Here is a 20,692-nt window from a genome sequence, read left to right on the forward strand (position 1 = left end):
ATAGGGAACACTCAGCTAAATGGCCTAAGCTCCTTTAACTCGTGAGGTTTTGCCACTCAGCGAAAGATAAATTGGCATACGCATTGACATCCAATGTCCCATGGCGTCCAGCCTTCATCATATGGCTGCCAGCAGCTGCAATCATAGCTCCATTGTCTGTACAATAGACAGGATTGGGAAAGAAAATTTCTAAATCGGCGCGGCAGGCTAATTGAGTCATAGCTTGTCGCAACCCACGATTGGCAGCCACACCTCCAGCTACCACAATTCGGCGTAACCCCGTTTTTTTCGCAGCCTGACTGGTTTTAGTAACCAACACATCAAGAACAGCCTGTTGAAAACTCGCGCATATGTCTTCTACAGGCAAATATTCGTGATTGCGCCGTGCTTTCTCCAATCGATTGGCAACCGCTGATTTCAATCCTGAAAAGGAAAAAGATAGCTCTTCACTATCCAGAAAAGATCGCGGCAAATCCAGAGCATCAGGGTTTCCTTGGGCTGCTAGTTTGTCAATTTCCGGCCCGCCAGGATAATTCAAGCCACAGAGCCGCGCCACTTTATCATAAGCTTCACCTGCAGCATCATCGACCGTACCTCCGAGTCTTTGAAAACGAAAATTTTCATCCACAACCAACAATTCTGTATGTCCACCTGACACTACCAAACAAAGCATAGGAGGACGCCACTGAGCTTCTAAACCAGCCGCCGCTACGTGACCCGCAATATGATGGACAGGAAAAAAGGGGAGTCCACTCACCAAGGCGTATCCTTTGGCAGCAGATAAACCGACCAACAACGCCCCGAGTAGCCCTGGTCCACATGTGACAGCGATTCCATCCAATTGGGAAAGCTGCACATTTGCCTCTGTCAAGGCCTGTTCAACCGTTCGCGTAATCACCGCTACATGTTGGCGCGAGGCCACTTCTGGTACCACACCACCAAAAGCTTGATGAATAGCAATTTGCGAGTAGGTAACCAATGAACGTACAGATTGACCGTCAGCCACTACTGCTGCCGATGTTTCGTCGCAACTGGTCTCAATTCCCAGCATCAAACGTTCTTTCACGCGTCCACCGCCTTGTTTTCTTCCAACGGCAAATCGGCCCACATGATGTATGCATCTTCTTGATTGTCTGTGTAATAACCTTTGCGAACGCCTACCGTCTCAAATCCAAGTTTTTTATAGAGCGTTTGTGCTACTAAATTGGAAACTCTGACTTCCAGCGTCATCTTGCGTGCACCTTGCGACATACAGAGTGACATGAGCGAACGCATCAATATCTCGCCCAGGTTTTTACCGCGAAAATCGGGATCAATCGCTATATTCGTGATGTGTCCTTCATCCAAAATCAACCAGACGCCTGCATAGCCGATGATACGTCCGTCATAATCAAACACGAGATAACGCGCAAACTGATTCTCGACCAATTCTGTTACAAACGCTTGCCGGGACCACGGCGCGCTGAACGAGCGGCGCTCCACCTGCATTACCGCATCAACATCAGCAAGTGTCATACGACGCAACTCCAGCTTTTCAGGATTCCAGTCCGTTTCCAAACCGCGCAGCTCCTCTCTCACGCAGGCGAACCTGCGCCTCCACTTCTAGCATGTAATTCGGCAATACTTCATGTATTTCCTCGCGCATCATCGGACGAACGGTTTGACTCGCCAGCCAAAGACCGCGCGGCAAGCGTTCCTGATTGCTTTTCAAGTGAATGGATGTTGCAAATTGAGGTATCTCATCTGCTTGAGCATCCGGAAAATCGTGAATCATCACAAGTTTCACCTGATTCTGCCTGTCTTGAACAGCACGAGTTGCTAAAGAAGACCATTCACTTATCGGTTGTACAGATTCAGGCGCAAGCACCTCCAACCCATCCCCGGCCCCCTGATAGAGCGCTCCAAAAGCACGTCCACGCCGCGCATACAAAAGCGGCAGCAAAAGAAATGGACCTTTATCAATCAGCGGTACTGCAGCATAGGCAAGAGCGGTTAAAGTACTCACAGGTAGAAGAGGAATTTCCAACGCCATGGCCATAGATTTTGCCATACTGACTGCCATACGGACACCCGTGTATGACCCCGGCCCCACACCCACCACAATTTTTTTTAACTGATGAGGCGTTGTCCGACCGCTTTGCAAGATACTCTGCAATAAAGGAGCTAAAGCCGTTGAATGCCCACGGGGCGTTGACGAAACAGCAGAGACAAGTATATTTTCTTCGACGATCAGACCTGTTGCCAAAACTTCTGTCGCTGTATCCATTACAAGGATTGCCACTGTTTCCTCCAGTTCGCCAGCAGAAACTGGCTCTTTGTGCCCACTGCGAAAATTTGCAATATGCGTTTCTCTACATCATCTGTCATACTGCTCTGCATCACCACCACGAGTGCGTCCGATAAATCATTCACAACTCCCTGAGGCCACTCAGCAACCACCACCGCATCGTCTTCCAAAGCCTCGTACCAACCCACACTGTCTAACAGCTCTGGCTCCAATTCTCTCCATGCATGTCTACTCGATGGCCAATTTGCTAAATTGGGTGTTACGTCTTCCGGCAACTCCTGATAGAGACGATAAAAGTCAAAATGCCACAATGGCAACCGTCCCTTGTCATAAACAAAGGCATATACATAACTTGGGGATGGAACCGATTCGCCCGCCCCCAATCCATGCGCTATTCCACTGGTCAATGTGGTCTTGCCCGCACCCAGTGAACCAAACAATAATAACAATGAATTTTTTTCTGCCACACGCCCAAAAGCTTCTCCCAATTGGTATGTTTCAGCAGCAGAAGTGATACTCACAATCCAAGAAAGTCCACTATCATCGATACCTTGATCTGCCATAAAAATCTCCCCATCTGCTGGATGGTTGCTTTGTCAATCAAGATGGCTTTGTCTGCAACACCAATTCCGCTCAGCATGCTATTTTCCGCCCAAACCTATAAAGATTGTCAAAAATGGTGATACCCTGTAGCAAGAATCACATCGAGCTTGCCATCCGGCCACTCCCCAACCACACCATCTCCTGATTCCACCCGGCCAATGGCCGTGATCGGGAGTCGAACAGCTTCCAGTAAAGGGAGTAACCTGGCATAGACAACTGGCGGCGCAGTAGCCACCAATTCGTAATCTTCTCCACCTGACAGGGCATAATCCAGCGCAGATTCACCCAATTGACGGGCAACATTGCGAGTTGCATGATGAAGAGGAATTTTCTCAATTTCCACACGCAACCGAACCTGACTAGCCTTGGCAATTTCATTCAATTCCGAAGCCAGTCCATCCGAGATATCGTTGCAGGAGTTTACACCATAACGCAAGAAAGTCTGCCCTGCTAAAACCCTTGCAGTGGGCCGCCGATGGCGTGAAATGACATAGGCTGCATCAAGAGCATCCCTCATTCCATATGAAGTAAGCAACAACTTTAATCCGGCAGCACTGGCACCCAGATGTCCGGTGACAAAAAGAACATCACCAGGCTTCGCTCCACTGCGTAAGAGTGCTTGTTTTTTGTCAATTTTGCCAAGCACCGTGCTCGTCAACATACTCTGCGAGGATTGTACCAAATCTCCGCCAATCACAGATACGCAATATTCATGACAAGCATCCGCTACTCCTTGATAAATGTTCAACATCTCATCCATGGACAAAGAAGCTGGCAAAGCCAATGAAAGTAAAACACTGGTTGGCGTTGCCCCCATGGCAGCTATATCACTGACTGAGGCTGCCACACATTTATAGCCGACGTCTGCCCAACTGAGTGTGTCTTGGCGAAAATGCACACCTTCCACCATAGTGTCCGTTGAAACCACCACATCATTGTCTATCGGCAATTGGAGAATAGCCGCGTCGTCCCCAACGCCAACACGCACTTCTTCCCCACATGGCGGCAATTGCTCCATGAGACGGCAAATTCGCTCAAACTCATCCGCCATACTTTCTCCTCACTTCCTAAGCCGCTGCTCATCTTTTGGCTACTGTAACCATCATAACAAAACCAATCGCCACATTCCTTTACGCATGAGAAAAAGCGTTGTCCCATACACATACAGTGTGTCCCCATCCAGGAACAACAATCTTTCAAGCAAAAGCAGCCCAAAACAAAGGCGGGAAAGCTCCATGCACATCTGTCTGACCTGCATGATGAACAATATCATTCAATTTCTGGTCGATCTCGGTTATCCAGGCATCTGGTTTGCTCTGTTTATTGAAGGTCTGGGTGTTCCTTTCCCCGGTGACGCTTTCTTGCTCTTTTATGGATTTTCTGCATCCATGGGTCGCATCCACTTAGGTGGTGTGTTGCTAGCTGCAACTCTTGGTTACTTATGTGGTACCTCTCTTGCTTTTTACGCAGCATCTTCTATGGAGTCACGATTCTTGCAAGCAATGATGCGCACAGGCATTGTCAAGAAGCCGCATCTCGATCGCGCTGCCCATCTCATTGACAGGCACAGTATATGGCTCCTGATTCCGGGTCGCTTTGTCCCAGGAATCCGCGCGCTCTCTTCGTACGCGGCTGGCCTCTCACGCATGGCTTTCACACGTTTTGTGCTGTACACTAGCATCGGATCGGCATTATGGTGTTCAATCATCACTTTAGGTGGATATTTTTTTGGCGAAAGTGTACGCACGCTGCTGCAAACTGCGCGCGGACCCGCTCTTTCAATCGCCGTGGCCCTGCTTATGTCTGGACTCATCTTTTACGCTTGGCGACAATGGCTAAAGCAACGAAGGGGGGATTGAGGTTGTCAAAAGCGACATTCTGTCTGCGCAATTTAAAACGTGGTTCGAGAGAAATTATGCGCCGCTTAGCAGATGAAGCCCCTCAGGTAGAACGGCGCACTGTGATTTGTCTCGATCGTTGCGATATATGTATAGAACAACCTTTTCTGCTTTGGCAGAAAAAAGAGTGGCTAATGGCTGAGACGGTGGAACAACTGTGGGAGATGATAGAGAAACGGATATAACAAGAGGATTGTTAACATGATTTCCACCTCTCCCGGATTATGAACTCCGGGAGAAGCAGAATATAAAAGTTGCAAAGTGCGTTTATCCAACCGTTGAACTACTGGTAGTAATGGCTGCAGCTCCTACTTGTTTGACAATATTTCCTTGCGGCAATAAAAAGATGTTTTTTTCAACAATTAAGCTCATGGCTGCGTCGACAGCCGTTTGATCTACAGGTTGTTTGGGATTCGCAATATTGATATGGACTTTTTTGTTGCTATCTGTAAGAAATTGCATTTGCAGAATCATTTTATCGGCCATTTTATACTCCTCCGTCCTCTTGGGTTTTACCTGAGCAAGTGATGGATAGTCCGGCAGTGGATTGATTAGCGTGGTTCAGGCACCGCTAGCAGCATTGCTCTGCGCAGCTTGACCTGAACTGTTGGTTGAAGAACTGCTGGATGTGCTTACTGTCGAACTGCTATCAACGCTTAACGCGACCTGATCTGTACGGGCAACTTGATAGAGAGGCATACTAAAGAGATCAGCCAAAGCATTGCCGACGGCCAGCAAATCATCGTCTGCAACATTGGGATTAACATGAGGAAAATTATGATTTTTGACCTTGATTTCCCCCTTGCTTGTAGTGCCTACATTGAATTGGAGTTGCAATACTCTTCCTAACTCGGTTGTCTGCGCCATGCGCCTTCCTCCTTTTACATTCAGTCAAACTCTATGGGTTAGCAAACCAACTTACTGCTCTGCCGCCGGCTGACAAAGTTAAGTAAAATGGGCTTTGCAACACCCAATATGCAAATTCACCAGGAGGCAGGGGACATAAACAAAAATGCGAATCGCCTTTTGGAAGGCGACCCGCACTATGCAGATTTTTATAATTCCTCACTGTATACAGTGAAGTCTGTTTGAACTTTACTCTGCCACTATGGCTTGTGTTTCTTCCAAATTCACCACATTGCTTGGCAGTGCGTGATGAGCCGTAGCTGCCATCAACATTTGTGTCAGCAGATAGAGACCAATGGCGGCTGAAATCAAACCTGCATAACCGCCAATGGCTGAATTGAGACCTGTCAAGTTGGCAAAAGCGCCACCAAAGAAAGCTATAGCGACAAAGAAAAACAACCAGCCAAAAAGCATATTTTCACGGAACGCAGCTACCACAAAAGGTATTGTCAGTATAGACCAAATTAAGAGAAAAGTGCCCAGGGCAATATTCGCATCCGCACCAAATTTCAAAAAGCCACTCAATTCCATAATCAAAAACACACCAAGTGAGCTAAAGAAACCACCGTAAAATCCATTTACTGTCATGCCAAAAGTATTTTTGCGAATAAATTCTAGAATGCAACAAAGAAAATAAAGTCCACCACCACAAATGAGAATGACAGGTAAAAAGAACGTGGTTGCTAAAGCAGGAACCAGATGTGCGTTAGGAAGATTCAATAAGGTTTGTGATATAACAAAGGCTGCTAAACCAAGTGGAGTTGCCTCTGCCCACCGTTCGGTAGAATGATTTTGCATATACCCACCCCGCTATCTCGCAAAATATTAGTATGAATATTACAAACCTTTAGAGGAAGCGCTTACATACCACCCGCCTCTCACCATAAAGAAGTCATACACTTTATATGAATGATTTATGACAGATAAGCGTGTATGATGCAATACATTTTGAAAAGAAAATTTAGATTTTTTGAATTTTGACTCAATAAAGATTACCGCCATCATTGAAAACAGACATACTCCCATACATTGACTGATACAGGTTAAGATGGCCCCATCTGTCAATACACGTTTTTTTGGTCATAGTGATGAGTTGAGTCAAGCGCAAAGGAATGTATCTACTAAGATAAAAACCGAAACCATGAAAATGTCCCAAGCCCCCTGTCCATCATACATCCGGAGCACTGGCATCGGCTTATAAGTCTTGGCTTTCAGGTCGCTGAGAAGTTGCTGAAGATTCTCCTCCAGATTCCTTTCAAAAGCGGACAGATTTATGCCGTCTACTCCGCCAGTTCCTTTGTTTGCCTTGACTTTCAGCCATGCCTCGGACAGTCGCTGATAACTCAGTAACTGACCATACAGATTGTACCATTTCATGTTCGAGTGTCTCCTCGCAAGCAGAACCATTTTGGCAGTGTTTCGCAGCGGAGGCTTACCAATTGACATGTCTGCTTCTGAATCAACTTTTCAGTAACGACGCCTTCCTTCATTTCACATCAAGTTAAGGTCTCGAAGCTACTTCGCTACTATGAAGTCGCTCTGACTTCTCTCAGCACACGGACAACTTCGAATACCCTTGATATGTCCACGCCCACTTCGGTAACCGAGAGATCTCGACGGGTCACCCGCACTGGCTACAGTGTGCATGTCTCACCCTCCACGTGATGAGCCGCATACCATGTTATCGTGATCTACAGGGCTGACCTACCCCGATAGGGTTTTGGGTTCCGCAGAGAGCGCAGCGTCCCCAACTCATCCCGCCGTTTCGGCATTCAGCATTGCGCTTTCAACCTGCACACTTCGGATAGGGACCCCTCGACACTCCCTCTCTCCTCCGACACGCTCCTCACGGAGACGCCCTAGACGTATCCTTTGCAGCACTGACCATTATGCAGCGCTGACCTGTCCAGCGATTTTCCGCTAGATGTTCAGCATCCAATGCGAGCTGCCGCCCGCACACATTTTCCCCATGCCTAAAGGCAGGGGATTCCAACCATCTCTAGTTGGCTTTCCTGCTTCGTTGAGGCTTGCCTTCTCATTGGCTGGTGAGCTTTCCAGCGGGTCTTATCGCCTCTCCACAGGCTAACACCGCAAGCCCTGCGGCTAAGATGTTTTGAGCGGCGTTCACATCTCTGTCGTGATTCTCCCCGCACTCTGGACACGTACAGTGTCTGACGCTGAGTGGCATCTTCGGCATGATATGTCCGCAATCAAAACACCGCTTACTGGCTGGATAAAACTTGTCGATTTTGACGACCGTTCTACCGTACCATTCAGCCTTATATTCGAGTTGACGTACAAACTCGCCCCATCCTACATCTGCAATGGATTTTGCAAGGTGGTGATTGCGAATCATGTTCTTAACCTGCAAACTCTCTACGGCGATCACTTGGTTCTCGTTTATCAACCGTGTGCTGAGCTTGTACAGGAAGTCTTGACGACGATCCGCAATTTTGGCTTGAATACGTGCAACTTTGAGACGTTCTTTGTCTCTGTTTTTGGAACCTTTCTTTTTCTTTGCAAGTCGGCGTTGTGCTACGGAATCGGTCAATCCCAAATCAATAGCTACCTGATTTTCGCTTGTTGGAACTTGAGGAATTTCCTCATCCGATGAGAATGACGAACGGCAATGCCGCGAACAGGTTGTCCCATATATGTAAATGGGCTTTGGAACGTCACCGGGTCATATATGTTCAATTCACTAAAGCCGTACCCTGCGGATTTCTGCAATTGGTACATGTGCCCAACCAAAATATTGTTGTCACGTTTGGTGATGATGAAAATGATATTGCTTTTGTCAAGGTTCGGAGAAGGCCCTTTTCTACCCCTTGCTCCCTAGTGAAACAGATGGAACACGCCCACAATTGAACCATAAACTGCCCTCCGTTGCTCGATAACATCAATTAGATTATCGAATATATCTTGATTGTCCTCTTCAAAGACTCGGGAAAGCCGTTGCCGCATGAAGGTATCCCCATATGGAACCAAGTACGTTGTACTCGATTTTTGGGTATCTCGCTCCCTATACACCAAACCAGCCTCAACAAGCTGTTGTATCCAGTAGTCGATGGTTCGGGTTTGCTTGCCAAAATACTTCGCGATGGTTTCAATGCTTGGCCATGAGTGACCGAGTTTGTTATTGGCCGCAAATCCGAAGTATAGGTACAAGCGCAGCGGCCTTGAGTCCAGGGTCTTCAAGTAGCCTTTGTTCCTAGACGCATTATATTGAGCGAAAAAACGATCCGCCGCTCGACAGCCCTACACTGCATTCTCATGGCTTTGCAAATGAAGATTTTGATAATTCTTTTAAAATTTCCTATACCTAGAACATAAATCTTACTCGGACACGTTCCTAGTGTGATCTTACACTGAAATAATCACGAATTACCCTTTCAACCCTGCTTCCGCGAAACTCTAACACGAATGACTTCGGAGTGCGGCATCGAGATCACATCCGGAAAACCCAAATCCGGGTAACCAGCTACTAGTAAATAACGATTGAGTTCGGAGTACCGTGCATCCTTGACCAGTAGTGCAGGGCAAAAAAATGTAATGCAGAAGATGAGCATGAAATTAAAGGGGCTGTTGCGATCGATGGTTGAGGACAGAAATAATTTATCCTATAATTAGTTTGTTTAATGTACAAATCAAATATCATGTAACAGTAAAGAGGTAAAACCACCGTGCAAAGAATCTTGAGTTTGTGCATTAAACAACAGTAGTCAACAAGAGTAACAAACGGGCCCAGCATGAAAACGCTTCACTAAAGGAGGTGAGAAAATAATTCACAAATAGCGGTTGGATATATCTTAGTATTCAGAATTTTCAAGAGGAGAGATGAGCTTGAAAAGTGGAATGAAACTGGGTGTTTCCATTCTTTCTGCCACAGCTTTACTGACTCCAATTACATCATTTGCAGCCACGTCTTCCCACAGGATAGAAAAATCCGTCAATGGCAAAGGGGATAGTCCCCAAGGAGCAGTTCAAACTGGAATATACCCAAATTTATTTAAACAGGCAGGGTATACACAGAAACAAATTAATGAAAAGGTTAATACCGATTGGCACCAGCTTTTTCACGGGAATCCCGGGACGTCTGCTGATCATTACTATAATGGACAGGCGTTATACTATCAAATGACGCCTGATATGGCTTATATCGCCTCCATTTCTTCTTATCCCGGTACTGCCAATCCAAACGATGTGCGTACTGAAGGTATGGGTTACGGAATGATGATTGCCGTACAGTTGAATCACAAAAGGGAATTCGATTCTTTGTGGAATTATGCAAAAACGTATATGCAGATTAAAGAGGGACCGACGAAGGATGAGTTTGCATGGCATACTTATCCTGACGGTAAGGTCATTGATTATGGAGTTGCTCCTGATGGCGATCAATGGATTGCCGCTGCACTCGCCTTTGCGGCGGGACGCTGGGGGAATGGGAGGGGGATCTATAACTATCGGAAACAATCCGAACAGATTCTGCATGCCATGTGGCATGACCCATCTCCCGAATTCAGTCAAACCACTTACTTACCTGTCTTCTCACCGCCAAACGCCATGAACTATACGGACCCATCCTACAGTTTGCCAGCTTTTTATAAAGTTTTTGCATCCGTTGATCCGACTGATAAACAGCTATGGAACAAAGCGTACACTTCCGGCGAAAACCTTTTGAAAGATGCCTACAATCCGGCTACGGGACTAGCGCCCGACTACACAAACTTTAATGGCACCCCTTACCCTTCTATACCATCAAACGAACAGCCGACCAATACAAACTATGGCTACAACTTCGAATTTGATGCGTTTCGTGTTATTGCCAATGCCAATGTTGATGCAGCCTGGTTTGGAGTTAAACCTTGGGAAACTACTTATTCGAATGCATTGGAGAACTTCTTTTACCCTGTCATCAATACCTATGGCAACAACTACGAACTTAATGGAACTGAACTCAATTCCAGTTCGGGTCACTCCCCCGGTTTGGTAGCGATGAACGCGTCCTCTGCCATCTCGGCTACGAACCCAGAAAAGATGGCTTTCGTTCAGGCCCTATGGAATACTGCTCTCCCAACAGGGCAATGGCGTTATTATGACGGCATGTTAACCATGCTTGGTATGCTCTACGACAGTGGTAAATTTCGTGATTGGTGGCATCCGGTTGAAAATCGAGCATACCCACGCTCGTTCAAACATAACATAGAAACAAACTAGCTACATCATCCGGGTGAAGATATCGGCTGAGTATGACGCAAATCTCGCAACGCATGCATTTTATCTTAACGACCACCCAAACGGGTGGTCGTTATTTTCAACAAGTTTAAGACTTCGCTTAGACAACGGACTCAGCTGATTGAGTGGATATTGGCCTGCAGGGACGCGGCTAACACAACTACGGCGCGGCACGACAACACGGCGCGTCAATCCTGCTTCACGCCTCCATCACGTACGTACAGGCGACTGTGCGCTTCCCACACCTCACCTGGTCGTACAGGGAACAACCCGACTTCATCTGCTGGCAACTCCAAATTTGGCGCATTGACGACATTCACTTGCGGTTCGGCACAGAAAAACCCAGGCTGCCCGTAGTGGTTCCAAACCATCCATTGCCCGAACCCAAGCCCCACATCGTAGACCAGCGTCACGTCGCGCTTCATGTCCCAGAGTTCCATGCGATTGTAACCGTCTTGTGCAAGCGCCGTGTAATGATTGTCCATCGACTCGACAAACGGGTACGCCCCGACATCACGCAAGGCTTGCTCGTATAAGGTCAAAGGCAGACGAACCCCTGTAGGCAGACCACGATTATCAAGCTCCCAGCGCTCGCCGATAGTGAAGCGACAGCGGTAGTCGGTAGCGTCTCCATGCTCTGCAAACGGCGCGTTGACCGCCGTGTGGAATCCGACCAGGCACGGCATGGATCCACCCCCATCGTTTCGTACCAAAACGTGTTGAGAAAGTCCAAACTCGTTCAGCCCATAGCGCAATTCAAAAGTGAAACAAAACGGCCACTTTGCGAACAGCGGGTGCGCTTCGTCCACTTTCACAGACAGCACAACATAGCTTTCGACCTGAGTACTGCCAAAGTCCTTGACTTCCCACGCGGTATCGTACAAAACACCGTGCAGGTGCGCGCCAGTGGCCGCTTCGTTCACAGGCAATTGAACGTGCGTGCCGGCGTAGGTGAACGTGCCGGCATCGTAACGGTTAGGGGGGAACAGGACAGGGATCCCGTACAAATATGGTGTCCGCCTGAAGTCGTCCATCTCATTAACGCCTGGTTCGTGCAGCAGTGTGAAGCCGCGGATGAGGTCGCGAAAGCTAATCAGATTGGCCCCGATTTCAGGGAGAACCGTCGCCTGAAGGTTTTCCCACCGCAAGACGACAGCGCGCTCCCCACGGAAGGTCGTTTCCTTTGCCCCTCTCACTATCAGTTCACCCCCTCCGTTCGTATGGCACCTACCAGCAGTCTGGTATCTGCCATTACACGCTCGTCAGGTACTGGTTGAAGATAGACTTCAGCATCTCCTGACGACCTGACTGGTTCGTAATTTCATGTTCCGTAGCGTACTCTGCGAGCGCCTTAAGGTCTGTCTTCCCGGCAACGATGTCGGCGCCGATTCCGCTCTTGTAGCTGCTGTAGCGGTTGGCGACAAAGTCCTCAAGCACGCCGTCTTCGATCAGTTTGGCTGCCACCTTAAAGCCCTTGGCGAAACTGTCGATACCGGCAATGTGTGCATAGAACAGGTCTATCGCGTCGAACGAGGCGCGCCGCGTTTTCGAATCGAAGTTCAAGCCGCCGCTGTGTAGCCCGCCGTTTTGGATGATCTCATACATCGCGAGCGTCGTGTTGTAGAGGTCCGTCGGAAACTCATCCGTGTCCCAACCGAGCAGCGGATCACCCTGGTTGGCGTCGACCGAACCGAGCACGCCGTAGTGACGACACACTCGCAGCTCGTGTTCAAACGTGTGGCCAGCGAGGGTCGCATGATTCGCTTCGATGTTCAACTTAAAGTGGTGAATCAGGTCGTACTTGTAAAGGAACGCGATTGCGCTTGCTGCGTCGTAGTCGTACTGATGCTTGGTCGGCTCTTTCGGTTTCGGCTCGATCAGGAACTGGCCGGTATAGCCGATCTCCTTCGCGTAGGCGATGGCCATGTGGTAGAAGCGCGCGAGATTGTCGAGTTCAAGCCCCATGTCCGTGTTAAGCAGCGTCTCATAGCCTTCGCGCCCTCCCCAGAACACGTGATTTTCGGAACCAAGCTCTTTGCCGATCTCAAGGCTCTTCTTGACCTGGCCAGCCGCGTACGCGAAGACGTCGGCGTTCGGCGAAGTTGCGGCACCATGCACAAAGCGCGGGTTAGTGAACATGTTTGCAGTGTTCCACAGCAGCTTCACGGAGGAGGTCTTCATGTAGTCCTTGATCATTGAGACGATCACGTCGAGGTTGCGATTGGTCTCAGTCAGCGTGTCGCCCTCCGGCGCAATGTCTCGATCGTGGAAGGCAAAGTATTTCAAACCCAACTTTTCAATCAGTTCAAACGCAGCTTCGACGCGCGCCTTCGCGAGGTCCATACCAGTGTAGCCGTTCCACGGGCGTTGCATCGTCGCAACGCCAAATGGGTCGCTGCCGTCGGCGACCAGTGTGTGCCAATATGCGACGGAGAAGCGCAGATAGTCCTCCATCCGCTTGCCAAGAACGATTTCGTCCGGGTTGTAGTACTTGTATGCGAGCGGGTTATTCGACTCCGAGCCCTCAAATTGAATCTTGCCGACGCCCTCGAAGTAAGTCATGATTTGTCTCCTCCTTTAGCTTTAGAAAGCTTCTGTTGTATACTCTCTCTCTACGACGATAGTTGGTTCACCTGTGACTTCAAACGATCCCTTCAGACGAATGTCCTCTGATGAACTGCCGACCATTACCTCAAACGCGCCTGGTTCAACGACGTAGTGCAGATTCACATCGTGGAACCCGAGCGACGAAACCGGCAGCACGAACGTCACCGTCTTCGTCTCGCCTGTCGCAAGCGAGACCCGCCGGAAGCCTTTCAGTTCCTTCACGGGCCGCGTCAAGCTGGCGACCGGGTCGTGAACGTAGAGCTGTACCACTTCGTCTCCAGCGACAGACCCCGTGTTCGTGACATCGACTTGAATCGTCACCCGGTCACTCACTGTCAGGGGGGAGCCGGAGATGACGAGGTTTGCGTACGAGAACTCTGTGTAGCTGAGGCCGTAACCGAACGGATACAGCGGTTTAGAACTCATCTCGACGTAGTCGCCTTTCCAATGAGAGCGCCCGCCGGACGGTTTGTGGTTGTAGTACACTGGCACTTGGCCAACCGATCGCGGAAAAGACATCGGCAGCCGACCGCCCGGGTTGTAGTCCCCAAACAGCACATCCGCGATCGCCGCAGCGCCCTCTTCGCCAGGCAACCACGCTTCCAGAATCGCCGGCACGTGATCGTTCATCCAGTTGATCGAGAGCGGTCTCCCATTCACAAGCACCGCGACAACCGGTGTGCCCGTCGCGTGCACGGAGCGAACTAGCTCCTCTTGCATGCCAGGCAAATCAAGGCTGGCGCGGTCGAGCGACTCACCCGACGAGCAGCCGTCGATGAGCCCTGCCTTGTCGCCGACCACGAGAATCGCAACGTCTGCCTGTTTTGCGGCGGCAACGGCCTCGTCAATACCTTCTTGCGATCCCGTCAGTGTATCGGCGCCTTCTGCAAACAAGACGCACGTCTCTGGCGACACCTTGTCACGGATGGCTTCGAGCACGCTGATGATGGAGACGAAGTTGACATCGAGTTCAATTTTGTCTGGCACCGCTGTGTTGAACGTGTTGGTCATGTCCTGGAGGGTTTCGATATGGCATGGGTATGCATAGTCGCCGAGCAAATGGCGGACGCTGTTTGCATTCGGGCCAATCACGGCGACCGTCCCCACGTTCTTGCTGAGTGGCAACAGGTTGCCTTCATTTTTGAGCAGAATCATCGACTGCTGCGCAATCGTCCGCGCCAGCCTGCGCTGCTCCTGATTGTCGAACACCTCCACGACGCGCGACTCGTCCACATACGGGTTCTCGAACAGCCCCATGCGGAACTTCGCGGTCAGCACGCGCCGGACAGCTGCGTCGACGAGTTCCATATCAATCGCGCTTTGCTGAATCAGCTCCACGAGCGGCGCACCGTAGCAGTCAATACTTGGTAATTCAATGTCGACACCTGTTCGCAAGGCTGTGCGCGCAGCCCCCGGCTTGCCTTCGGCCAGGTGATGGTAGCTCTGTAGCATATCGATGGCGAAGTAGTCCGAGACCACAATGCCGTCAAAACCCCACTCCTTACGCAACACCTCTGTCAGGAGTTCGCTCGAAGCGTGACACGGCACACCGTCTAGTTCGTGATAACCTGGCATGATGGAGCCAAGCTTGCCTTTTCGGACGACCGCTTCAAATGGTTGCAGGAAGACGTCGCGCAATTCTCGCGGTGCAATGTGCGGTGGAGCCCAGTTCATACCGCCTTCAGACACGCCGTAGCCGACGAAGTGCTTGCCAGTCGCAATCACGCCGTTTCTCACATCATTGGTCTGCAAACCGCGCACGTACGACAGCCCCATCTGTGTGACCAAGTAGGGGTCTTCGCCAAACGTCTCTTCGACGCGGCCCCAGCGGGCGTCGCGCGTGACGTCCAGAAGTGGCGCCAAGGCCTGGTGAGCGCCGACCGACTTCATCTGTGTGCGGATGACTTCCCCCATCGCCTCGGTCAGATCAGAGTTCCACGTACTCGCCACGCCGATCGTCTGCGGGAAGAGAGTCGCTCCTTTCGCCATGTAGCCGCTGCACGACTCCTCGTGCACCAAGGCCGGAATGCCAAGGCGCGTCTCATTCACGAGGTAGCGCTGGATATCATTTGCAACCTTTGCGCTATCCACAGGGTCAAGGCTGCTTGCGCCACCAATCCGCGTGATCTGGCCGATCCCGTTCTTCATCCGTGCGTCCGCTTTGACTGTGGAGAACGCCGAGCGCTCTAGCACTTCGTACACCCACAGACTACCAATCTGCGCGGACTTTTCCTCTGGCGTCATCTGCGACAGCAGGTGTTCGACGCGTTCCTCAACGGGCCGACTCGGGTCCCGGTACAGTTCACTCATGCTTGCAACCTCCTTGCCAACCCGTTCAGGTCATGCATCAAGTTCTTTGTCTCCCTATAACCCTTCTGGAACAAGGGGTACAGGTCGTTGTAAAACTCTACCCAGTCCGCGCGCGGCGGAACGCTGTTGCCAGTGCCAAGCCACGCTTGTATCGATGCTGGGTCTTCGGTCAGGGCGCCAATCCCTTGCGCAGCCAGGATCGCACCGCCGAGCGCCGGTCCGTGACTCGCCTGCATAATCTGCACGGGATTGCCGATGATACTCGCGAACACTTCCATCCACAGCCGTCCGCCAGCGCCGCCACCGGATGCTTTCCAGCCGGACGACTTCACGCCGATCTGTTGCATGACCTCCCAGCAGTCTCGCAGACTGAACGAAACGCCTTCGAGGATAGCTCGGACAAGGTGCGCGGCGGTATGCTGCCACTGCAGACCAATCCAGGCGCCGCGCGCTTGTGAGTCGAGGTGCGGACTGCGCTCTCCCATCAGGTATGGCAAAAACAACAGACCGTCCGCTCCCGGCGCGACCGTCTCCGCCTCCTTCATTAGCAGCGTGTAGACATCACTGCCTGACCGAGTAGCGACGGTCTGCTCCATTTGGCCGAAGCGGTTTCGGTACCACTGCAGCGATCCACCCGCAGCCTGGGTGACGCCCATCACAAACCAGCTGTTTCGCTGGGCGTGGCAGAAAGTGTGCAGTCTACCTCCTGGATCACGCAAAGACTTGTCCGTAACAGCCAGCACCACGCCGGACGTACCGAATACCGCGGATACGGTACCAGGCACGACGATGCCAAGACCGATCGCGCCCGCTGCTTGATCGCCAGCTCCCGCCACCACCGGAACGCCCTCAGGCAAACCGAGCAGCTGCGCCGCGGCTGCCGACAGGTGACCGACGACTTCGTTCGCTTCATATACCGGCGGCAGCCACTCCATCGGTACGCCCGCGGCTTTACACATCTCCTCAGACCAAGTTCGCTTCGCGACATCAAGCATCAGCGTGCCGGACGCGTCCGATACGTCTATCGCTAACACATCGGTCAGTCGATAACGTATGTAATCTTTTGGTAGCAGCACCTTATTGATCCGGTTGTACAGGTCACGCTCGTGGTTTCGCATCCAGAGGATTTTCGTAATCGTGAAGTTAGGCAGCGGCGGGTTTTCAGTGAGTTGAATCACTGTGTCCCGCCCAACCGTGCGCTCCAGTTCCAACGCTTCGGCGTCCGAGCGCAGGTCGCACCAGATAATCGACGGTCGAATCACGCGCCCGTCCTTGTCGAGCGGCACAAGACCGTGCATTTGCCCGGACAGGCCAATGCACGCCACTGAGACATCACCCGCCTTTGCCAACACTGTCTGAATTGCCGTGACGGTTGCATTCCACCAATCCTCCGGATTCTGCTCGGCATACCCCGGTTTTGGAGTCAACATCTCGTACGATACTGTCGCGACCGATACGATGGAGCCATCAAGAGCGACAGCAATTACCTTGGTGCCCGAGGTGCCAACGTCAATGCCCAAAACAACTTGTCTGTTCATGTGTCACCTCGATATATCTGTCATCGCTAAGCTTACTTGCCGAACCCAACCAACATGCCCCGGCGCAGGTATTTTCCCGCAAAAATGTACGCCAGAATGAGTGGCAGAGCCGAAAAGAGAACGACTGCCATCGTCACGGGCACGTCGATCGTGTGCTGACCCTGGAATTGGACGATCGCGAGCGGAAGTGTCTGAACCGATTGGCTTTGTGTGAGTACTAAAGGAAACAAAAAATTGTTCCACGACTGGATGAATTCATAGATTCCGACCGACACAAGAGCAGGCATCGACAGCGGTGCTACCAGATGAAGCACGATCTGGAAGTCTGTCGCCCCCTCAAGTCCCATCGACTCGTACAGTTCGTTCGGAATATCGCGAACGAAGTTCACTAAAATCAGCAACGACAGTGGCAGGCCAAACGCGACCATCGGCAGAATCATGCCGATCAGCGTGTCGTATAGTCCAAACTTGTTGATCAAAATGTAGACCGGAATGATAGCCGCCTGAATTGGCAGTGCCAGCCCGACCAAAAACACGTTAAATACCGTGCGCACCGTGCGACTATGCGAGCGGACGATGACGTAAGCGAGCAACAGTGCAAACACTACAATCAGGACTACGGAACAAACAGAGACGATGGCGCTGTTCAGGAAGTAGTGAAAAAACCCGGCCTGCAGCACTTGTGCGTAATTGCTGAGCGTCGGATGCGACGGCGGCAGCCATGGCTTGCCAATCAAATACCCGTTTTGCGTCCGGAAACTGGTCATAACCATGTAGAGCAGCGGGTATCCCGCGATGATCAGCCAGATTGTGCCGAAGGTCGTAAAAGCGATCCCGTAACCAGTAACTTTCCTCTTCCGCTTGTTGGGTCTGACTTTCGCTCGTTGAACACTTGCGGTCTGTGTCCCCATCTCAGTCACGTCCCCTCCATCTGACTTTCCATCTTGTTAAACCCGGTGAACTTGAGAATCAGAATGGACAAGAGCAGTCCGGCAGCTGCGAGAATGACAGCGATTACGCTACCTGCTCCAATGTTCAGATTGGTGAACGCTTCTTTATACATGTCCATCGCCAAAACTTCGGTGGAGTCACCAGGGCCACCGTTCGTCACCACGTAAATCAGGTCAAAGTAGGTGAGCGTACCGGTAAGGATCAGAACCGTCGTCGTGATGATCGTGTACTTCAACTGCGGCAGCGTGATGTGGAAGAACGCCTTTAATGGCCCAGCTCCGTCCAGCATCGCCGCTTCATAGAGGGACGCCGGGATCTGCTTGACGCCACTTTGATACAAGAGAGAGTTGAATGGTATAAATTGCCACGCGATGATGCATGCGACGACCAACATTGCTAGGTGCGGGTTACCCAGCCAATTCTCCGTGCCGTTACCAATGCCGACTGCTTGCAACAAGGTGTCGATGAGACCGAACTCAGGATCGAGGATGTACGACCACGTGATGCCGATGGCGACCGCAGAGAACAGCAACGGAATGAAGTACACCACACCGTAGACAACGCGATGCCGCTGCTTGCCTGCCATAAACACGCCAAGTACGAGACTGAGTGGGTTCTGCAACAGCCAACACAGCACCATCAATTCGATGGTCAGCCACAGGGAGTGCAAAGCTTGCCCATCGTCAAAAGCATGCGTCCAGTTGTAGAAGCCAACCCAAGTCGCCTTTGAGACACCGTCCCAATTCAAGCCGCTGTAGTATACAGCAACCAACATGGGCACCAGCGCGAATACGCCGAAAAAGAGGGCGGCTGGCAGCATCATCACCCAACGCTGCCAGTTCATACGAGAGCCTAGCATTTGTGAACACTCCTTACATGTCGCGGACAGCTGGGAGAGTTACCCCTCCCGACCACCAGCTCACTTGTTGAGATATGAATTCATGTCCGACACAAACTGGCTCGTTGTCATCTGGCCGACCATGAACTTGCCAAGGTCCGTATCGAGTTCGTTGCCTTCTGCTGCCGGAAGCGCCGTGTCCCAGGACTGCTGGAAGTACGGAGCGTTCTTCACCAAGTTGTAGTAGAACGTCTCGTAAGCTGCTTCCTTGGAATGCTTCAGCTGGGCTTCGATCCCATTGACCGCAGGAACATAGCCGATGTTGAGCAAGTCCTTGACGTTCTGCGAGTCGAGATTGTAGTTCTTCAGGAAGTTAATCGCCGCTTTCTGCTGTGCAGGGGTTGCAGATGTCGGAATCGAATAGAAGTCACTCGGGTTGCCTGCGACGTCAGCCGGATTGCCCTTACCGCCAGCCACAGCCGGGAACGGGAAGTAGCCAAGCTGCGAGATGAAGCTGCTGTCGCTTGTCATGATGGAGCCGTATCCCCAGCTGCCCATCAGCCACATAGCTGCTTTGCCGCTGTATAACAAGGCCGCGTCGGACCCATCGTTCGAACCGACTGAGCTGTAGCCAGGTTCGAAGGCGCCTGCTTTGACCAGTTGCTGCATGTCATTGAGAGCTTGCACAATGGCCGGATTGTTCCATGCATCCGCTTTCCCAGCCGCGACATTGTTGTACGGCTGCTGACCACCGATGCGGTCGACGAGGTACTCGAAGTACATTAGGTATGGCCAGTTGTCCTTGCCGCCAACCGCGATTGGAATGATACCGTGCGACTTGAACACCTGAATGTCAGATAAGAGCTGACTCCAGGTGGTCGGCGGTGTGAGGTTGTACTGCTTGAACAACTTTTTGTTATAAAAGAAGTTCACAGGTTGCATGTTGCCGTACGGAATACCGTACACCTTGCCGTTAAATGTGACGGATTTCATGACGGAAGGCAGGTACTTATTCTTCCAGGACGGGTCAGCATTCAGCTGTGATGTCAGGTCAACCACTTTGCCCGGGGTCACATAGTTCTCGAGGCGACCGCCACCCCAGTTCATAAAGATCGTGGCTGCCTGGCCTGCGCCCATCGCAATCTGCAACTTCTGGATATACGGTGTCGATTCAAAGTACTGCGCCGTAATCGGTGCATTCGGATTAGCCTTGTTGTAGCTCGCAATCAGGCTGTTATCTGTCTGTTCAGCTACGCCGCTATCAACGCTCCATAGAGTCAACTGTGTTTCTGCACCTGAAGTTGTCGTGCTGTTTCCGTTGTTAGACGTTCCGCCACTAGTCCCACAACCAGCAACAAACCCAGTTATTGTGAGAACGCTTACACCTGCGAACAATGCCTTGCTAACCTTCTTCACATTTGTTCACCCCTGCTCATTAAGTTTGGTTATCAAATAAACTAAATAGAATTGTAGATCGTTTTTCATTGGGTTACAACACCAATTTGCAAGATTCGCCGAA

At 50.9% G+C, this 20,692-nt stretch carries 22 protein-coding genes; 3 read left to right on the top strand and 19 right to left on the bottom strand.

The features are described from left to right. Positions 1–34: 34 nt before the first annotated feature. From tsaD to thiL, 6 genes are read right to left on the bottom strand one after another with little or no spacing between them, the layout of a single operon-like run. A complete protein-coding gene (gene tsaD, locus BUA75_RS07505; RefSeq protein WP_072874055.1) occupies positions 35–1,051 on the bottom strand; it encodes a tRNA (adenosine(37)-N6)-threonylcarbamoyltransferase complex transferase subunit TsaD in 1,017 nt (338 codons plus the stop codon). An 11-nt stretch (positions 1,052–1,062) separates the two neighbouring features. Continuing rightward, complete coding sequence (rimI, locus tag BUA75_RS07510) at positions 1,063–1,557, bottom strand: ribosomal protein S18-alanine N-acetyltransferase (RefSeq protein ID WP_255567395.1); 495 nt, start codon at positions 1,555–1,557, stop codon at positions 1,063–1,065. Next, complete coding sequence (gene tsaB / locus BUA75_RS07515) at positions 1,535–2,281, bottom strand: tRNA (adenosine(37)-N6)-threonylcarbamoyltransferase complex dimerization subunit type 1 TsaB (RefSeq protein ID WP_072873991.1); 747 nt, start codon at positions 2,279–2,281, stop codon at positions 1,535–1,537. The genes rimI and tsaB overlap by 23 nt, the downstream gene beginning before the upstream one ends. Beyond that, the gene (tsaE, locus tag BUA75_RS07520) at positions 2,266–2,850 is read right to left on the bottom strand and encodes a tRNA (adenosine(37)-N6)-threonylcarbamoyltransferase complex ATPase subunit type 1 TsaE (RefSeq protein WP_072873992.1); all 585 of its coding nucleotides are present in this window, start codon (positions 2,848–2,850) and stop codon (positions 2,266–2,268) included. The genes tsaB and tsaE overlap by 16 nt, the downstream gene beginning before the upstream one ends. Then, positions 2,805–2,927: a hypothetical protein gene (locus BUA75_RS16380; RefSeq protein WP_278247852.1), complete on the bottom strand. Its 123-nt coding sequence runs from the start codon at positions 2,925–2,927 to the stop codon at positions 2,805–2,807. Before BUA75_RS16380 ends, tsaE begins: the two co-directional genes overlap by 46 nt. Before the next feature lie 30 nt (positions 2,928–2,957). Further along, on the bottom strand, positions 2,958–3,941 hold the full coding sequence (thiL, locus tag BUA75_RS07525; RefSeq protein WP_072873993.1) for a thiamine-phosphate kinase: 984 nt from the start codon (positions 3,939–3,941) through the stop codon (positions 2,958–2,960). Between the two features lie 208 nt (positions 3,942–4,149). Here thiL and BUA75_RS07530 point away from each other — a divergent pair, with 208 nt between their 5' ends. Both BUA75_RS07530 and BUA75_RS15865 read left to right on the top strand, forming a co-directional pair. Beyond that, positions 4,150–4,749, top strand: a complete 600-nt coding sequence (locus BUA75_RS07530) for a DedA family protein (RefSeq protein ID WP_207549729.1) — start codon at positions 4,150–4,152, stop codon at positions 4,747–4,749. A 2-nt stretch (positions 4,750–4,751) separates the two neighbouring features. Beyond that, entirely contained in the window at positions 4,752–4,973 is a 222-nt protein-coding gene (locus BUA75_RS15865; RefSeq protein ID WP_072873995.1) for a DUF1450 domain-containing protein, read from the top strand. Between the two features lie 82 nt (positions 4,974–5,055). Here the strand turns inward: BUA75_RS15865 and BUA75_RS07540 are convergent, their stop codons facing one another. The 6 genes from BUA75_RS07540 to BUA75_RS07565 form a co-directional block, all read right to left on the bottom strand. After that, positions 5,056–5,274, bottom strand: a complete 219-nt coding sequence (locus BUA75_RS07540) for a DUF2922 domain-containing protein (protein ID WP_072873996.1) — start codon at positions 5,272–5,274, stop codon at positions 5,056–5,058. Positions 5,275–5,349: 75 nt separating this feature from the next. Then, entirely contained in the window at positions 5,350–5,655 is a 306-nt protein-coding gene (locus BUA75_RS07545) for a DUF1659 domain-containing protein (protein ID WP_072873997.1), read from the bottom strand. 228 nt (positions 5,656–5,883) lie between these two features. Next, positions 5,884–6,492, bottom strand: a complete 609-nt coding sequence (locus tag BUA75_RS07550) for an acetate uptake transporter (protein WP_072873998.1) — start codon at positions 6,490–6,492, stop codon at positions 5,884–5,886. 300 nt (positions 6,493–6,792) lie between these two features. After that, the gene (locus BUA75_RS07555; RefSeq protein ID WP_072873999.1) at positions 6,793–7,071 is read right to left on the bottom strand and encodes a hypothetical protein; all 279 of its coding nucleotides are present in this window, start codon (positions 7,069–7,071) and stop codon (positions 6,793–6,795) included. A gap of 658 nt (positions 7,072–7,729) precedes the next feature. Continuing rightward, complete coding sequence (locus BUA75_RS07560; protein WP_072874000.1) at positions 7,730–8,251, bottom strand: RNA-guided endonuclease TnpB family protein; 522 nt, start codon at positions 8,249–8,251, stop codon at positions 7,730–7,732. A gap of 278 nt (positions 8,252–8,529) precedes the next feature. Then, the gene (locus tag BUA75_RS07565; protein WP_072874001.1) at positions 8,530–8,892 is read right to left on the bottom strand and encodes a helix-turn-helix domain-containing protein; all 363 of its coding nucleotides are present in this window, start codon (positions 8,890–8,892) and stop codon (positions 8,530–8,532) included. Positions 8,893–9,537: 645 nt separating this feature from the next. Here BUA75_RS07565 and BUA75_RS07570 point away from each other — a divergent pair. Beyond that, positions 9,538–10,911 carry a family 8 glycosyl hydrolase gene (locus BUA75_RS07570; RefSeq protein ID WP_072874002.1) on the top strand — a complete coding sequence of 458 codons (1,374 nt, stop codon included), beginning with the start codon at positions 9,538–9,540 and terminating at the stop codon, positions 10,909–10,911. Between the two features lie 206 nt (positions 10,912–11,117). Here the strand turns inward: BUA75_RS07570 and BUA75_RS07575 are convergent, their stop codons facing one another. Genes BUA75_RS07575 through BUA75_RS07605 form a run of 7 tightly spaced genes read right to left on the bottom strand, consistent with a single transcriptional unit; the run spans position 11,118 to position 20,589 of the window. Next, the gene (locus tag BUA75_RS07575; RefSeq protein ID WP_341350430.1) at positions 11,118–12,125 is read right to left on the bottom strand and encodes an aldose 1-epimerase; all 1,008 of its coding nucleotides are present in this window, start codon (positions 12,123–12,125) and stop codon (positions 11,118–11,120) included. A gap of 55 nt (positions 12,126–12,180) precedes the next feature. Next, complete coding sequence (gene xylA / locus BUA75_RS07580) at positions 12,181–13,491, bottom strand: xylose isomerase (protein ID WP_072874004.1); 1,311 nt, start codon at positions 13,489–13,491, stop codon at positions 12,181–12,183. A gap of 21 nt (positions 13,492–13,512) precedes the next feature. Then, on the bottom strand, positions 13,513–15,846 hold the full coding sequence (locus BUA75_RS07585) for a glycoside hydrolase family 3 N-terminal domain-containing protein (protein ID WP_072874005.1): 2,334 nt from the start codon (positions 15,844–15,846) through the stop codon (positions 13,513–13,515). After that, positions 15,843–17,384: a xylulokinase gene (xylB, locus tag BUA75_RS07590; protein WP_072874006.1), complete on the bottom strand. Its 1,542-nt coding sequence runs from the start codon at positions 17,382–17,384 to the stop codon at positions 15,843–15,845. Before xylB ends, BUA75_RS07585 begins: the two co-directional genes overlap by 4 nt. Positions 17,385–17,416: 32 nt before the next feature. Then, the gene (locus BUA75_RS07595) at positions 17,417–18,295 is read right to left on the bottom strand and encodes a carbohydrate ABC transporter permease (RefSeq protein WP_083574194.1); all 879 of its coding nucleotides are present in this window, start codon (positions 18,293–18,295) and stop codon (positions 17,417–17,419) included. A gap of 5 nt (positions 18,296–18,300) precedes the next feature. Next, positions 18,301–19,194 (bottom strand): carbohydrate ABC transporter permease, encoded by an 894-nt coding sequence (locus BUA75_RS07600; RefSeq protein ID WP_072874007.1) that lies wholly within the window; start codon positions 19,192–19,194, stop codon positions 18,301–18,303. A gap of 60 nt (positions 19,195–19,254) precedes the next feature. After that, entirely contained in the window at positions 19,255–20,589 is a 1,335-nt protein-coding gene (locus tag BUA75_RS07605) for an ABC transporter substrate-binding protein (protein ID WP_072874008.1), read from the bottom strand. Positions 20,590–20,692 lie beyond the last annotated feature (103 nt).

Source organism: Alicyclobacillus tolerans (genome assembly GCF_900142255.1).
In the GTDB taxonomy this organism is placed as follows: domain Bacteria; phylum Bacillota; class Bacilli; order Alicyclobacillales; family Alicyclobacillaceae; genus Alicyclobacillus_I; species Alicyclobacillus_I tolerans.

Bases quoted from the DNA above. Each gene is read 5' to 3' on its own strand.
- tsaD (WP_072874055.1), bottom strand. From the start codon at position 1,051: ATGCTGGGAATTGAGACCAGTTGCGACGAAACATCGGCAGCAGTAGTG.
- tsaE (WP_072873992.1), bottom strand. From the start codon at position 2,850: ATGGCAGATCAAGGTATCGATGATAGTGGACTTTCTTGGATTGTGAGT.
- BUA75_RS16380 (WP_278247852.1), bottom strand. From the start codon at position 2,927: ATGCTGAGCGGAATTGGTGTTGCAGACAAAGCCATCTTGATTGACAAA.
- thiL (WP_072873993.1), bottom strand. From the start codon at position 3,941: ATGGCGGATGAGTTTGAGCGAATTTGCCGTCTCATGGAGCAATTGCCG.
- BUA75_RS07530 (WP_207549729.1), top strand. From the start codon at position 4,150: ATGAACAATATCATTCAATTTCTGGTCGATCTCGGTTATCCAGGCATC.
- BUA75_RS07540 (WP_072873996.1), bottom strand. From the start codon at position 5,274: ATGGCCGATAAAATGATTCTGCAAATGCAATTTCTTACAGATAGCAAC.
- BUA75_RS07545 (WP_072873997.1), bottom strand. From the start codon at position 5,655: ATGGCGCAGACAACCGAGTTAGGAAGAGTATTGCAACTCCAATTCAAT.
- BUA75_RS07550 (WP_072873998.1), bottom strand. From the start codon at position 6,492: ATGCAAAATCATTCTACCGAACGGTGGGCAGAGGCAACTCCACTTGGT.
- BUA75_RS07555 (WP_072873999.1), bottom strand. From the start codon at position 7,071: ATGAAATGGTACAATCTGTATGGTCAGTTACTGAGTTATCAGCGACTG.
- xylA (WP_072874004.1), bottom strand. From the start codon at position 13,491: ATGACTTACTTCGAGGGCGTCGGCAAGATTCAATTTGAGGGCTCGGAG.
- BUA75_RS07585 (WP_072874005.1), bottom strand. From the start codon at position 15,846: ATGAGTGAACTGTACCGGGACCCGAGTCGGCCCGTTGAGGAACGCGTC.
- xylB (WP_072874006.1), bottom strand. From the start codon at position 17,384: ATGAACAGACAAGTTGTTTTGGGCATTGACGTTGGCACCTCGGGCACC.
- BUA75_RS07595 (WP_083574194.1), bottom strand. From the start codon at position 18,295: ATGGGGACACAGACCGCAAGTGTTCAACGAGCGAAAGTCAGACCCAAC.
- BUA75_RS07600 (WP_072874007.1), bottom strand. From the start codon at position 19,194: ATGCTAGGCTCTCGTATGAACTGGCAGCGTTGGGTGATGATGCTGCCA.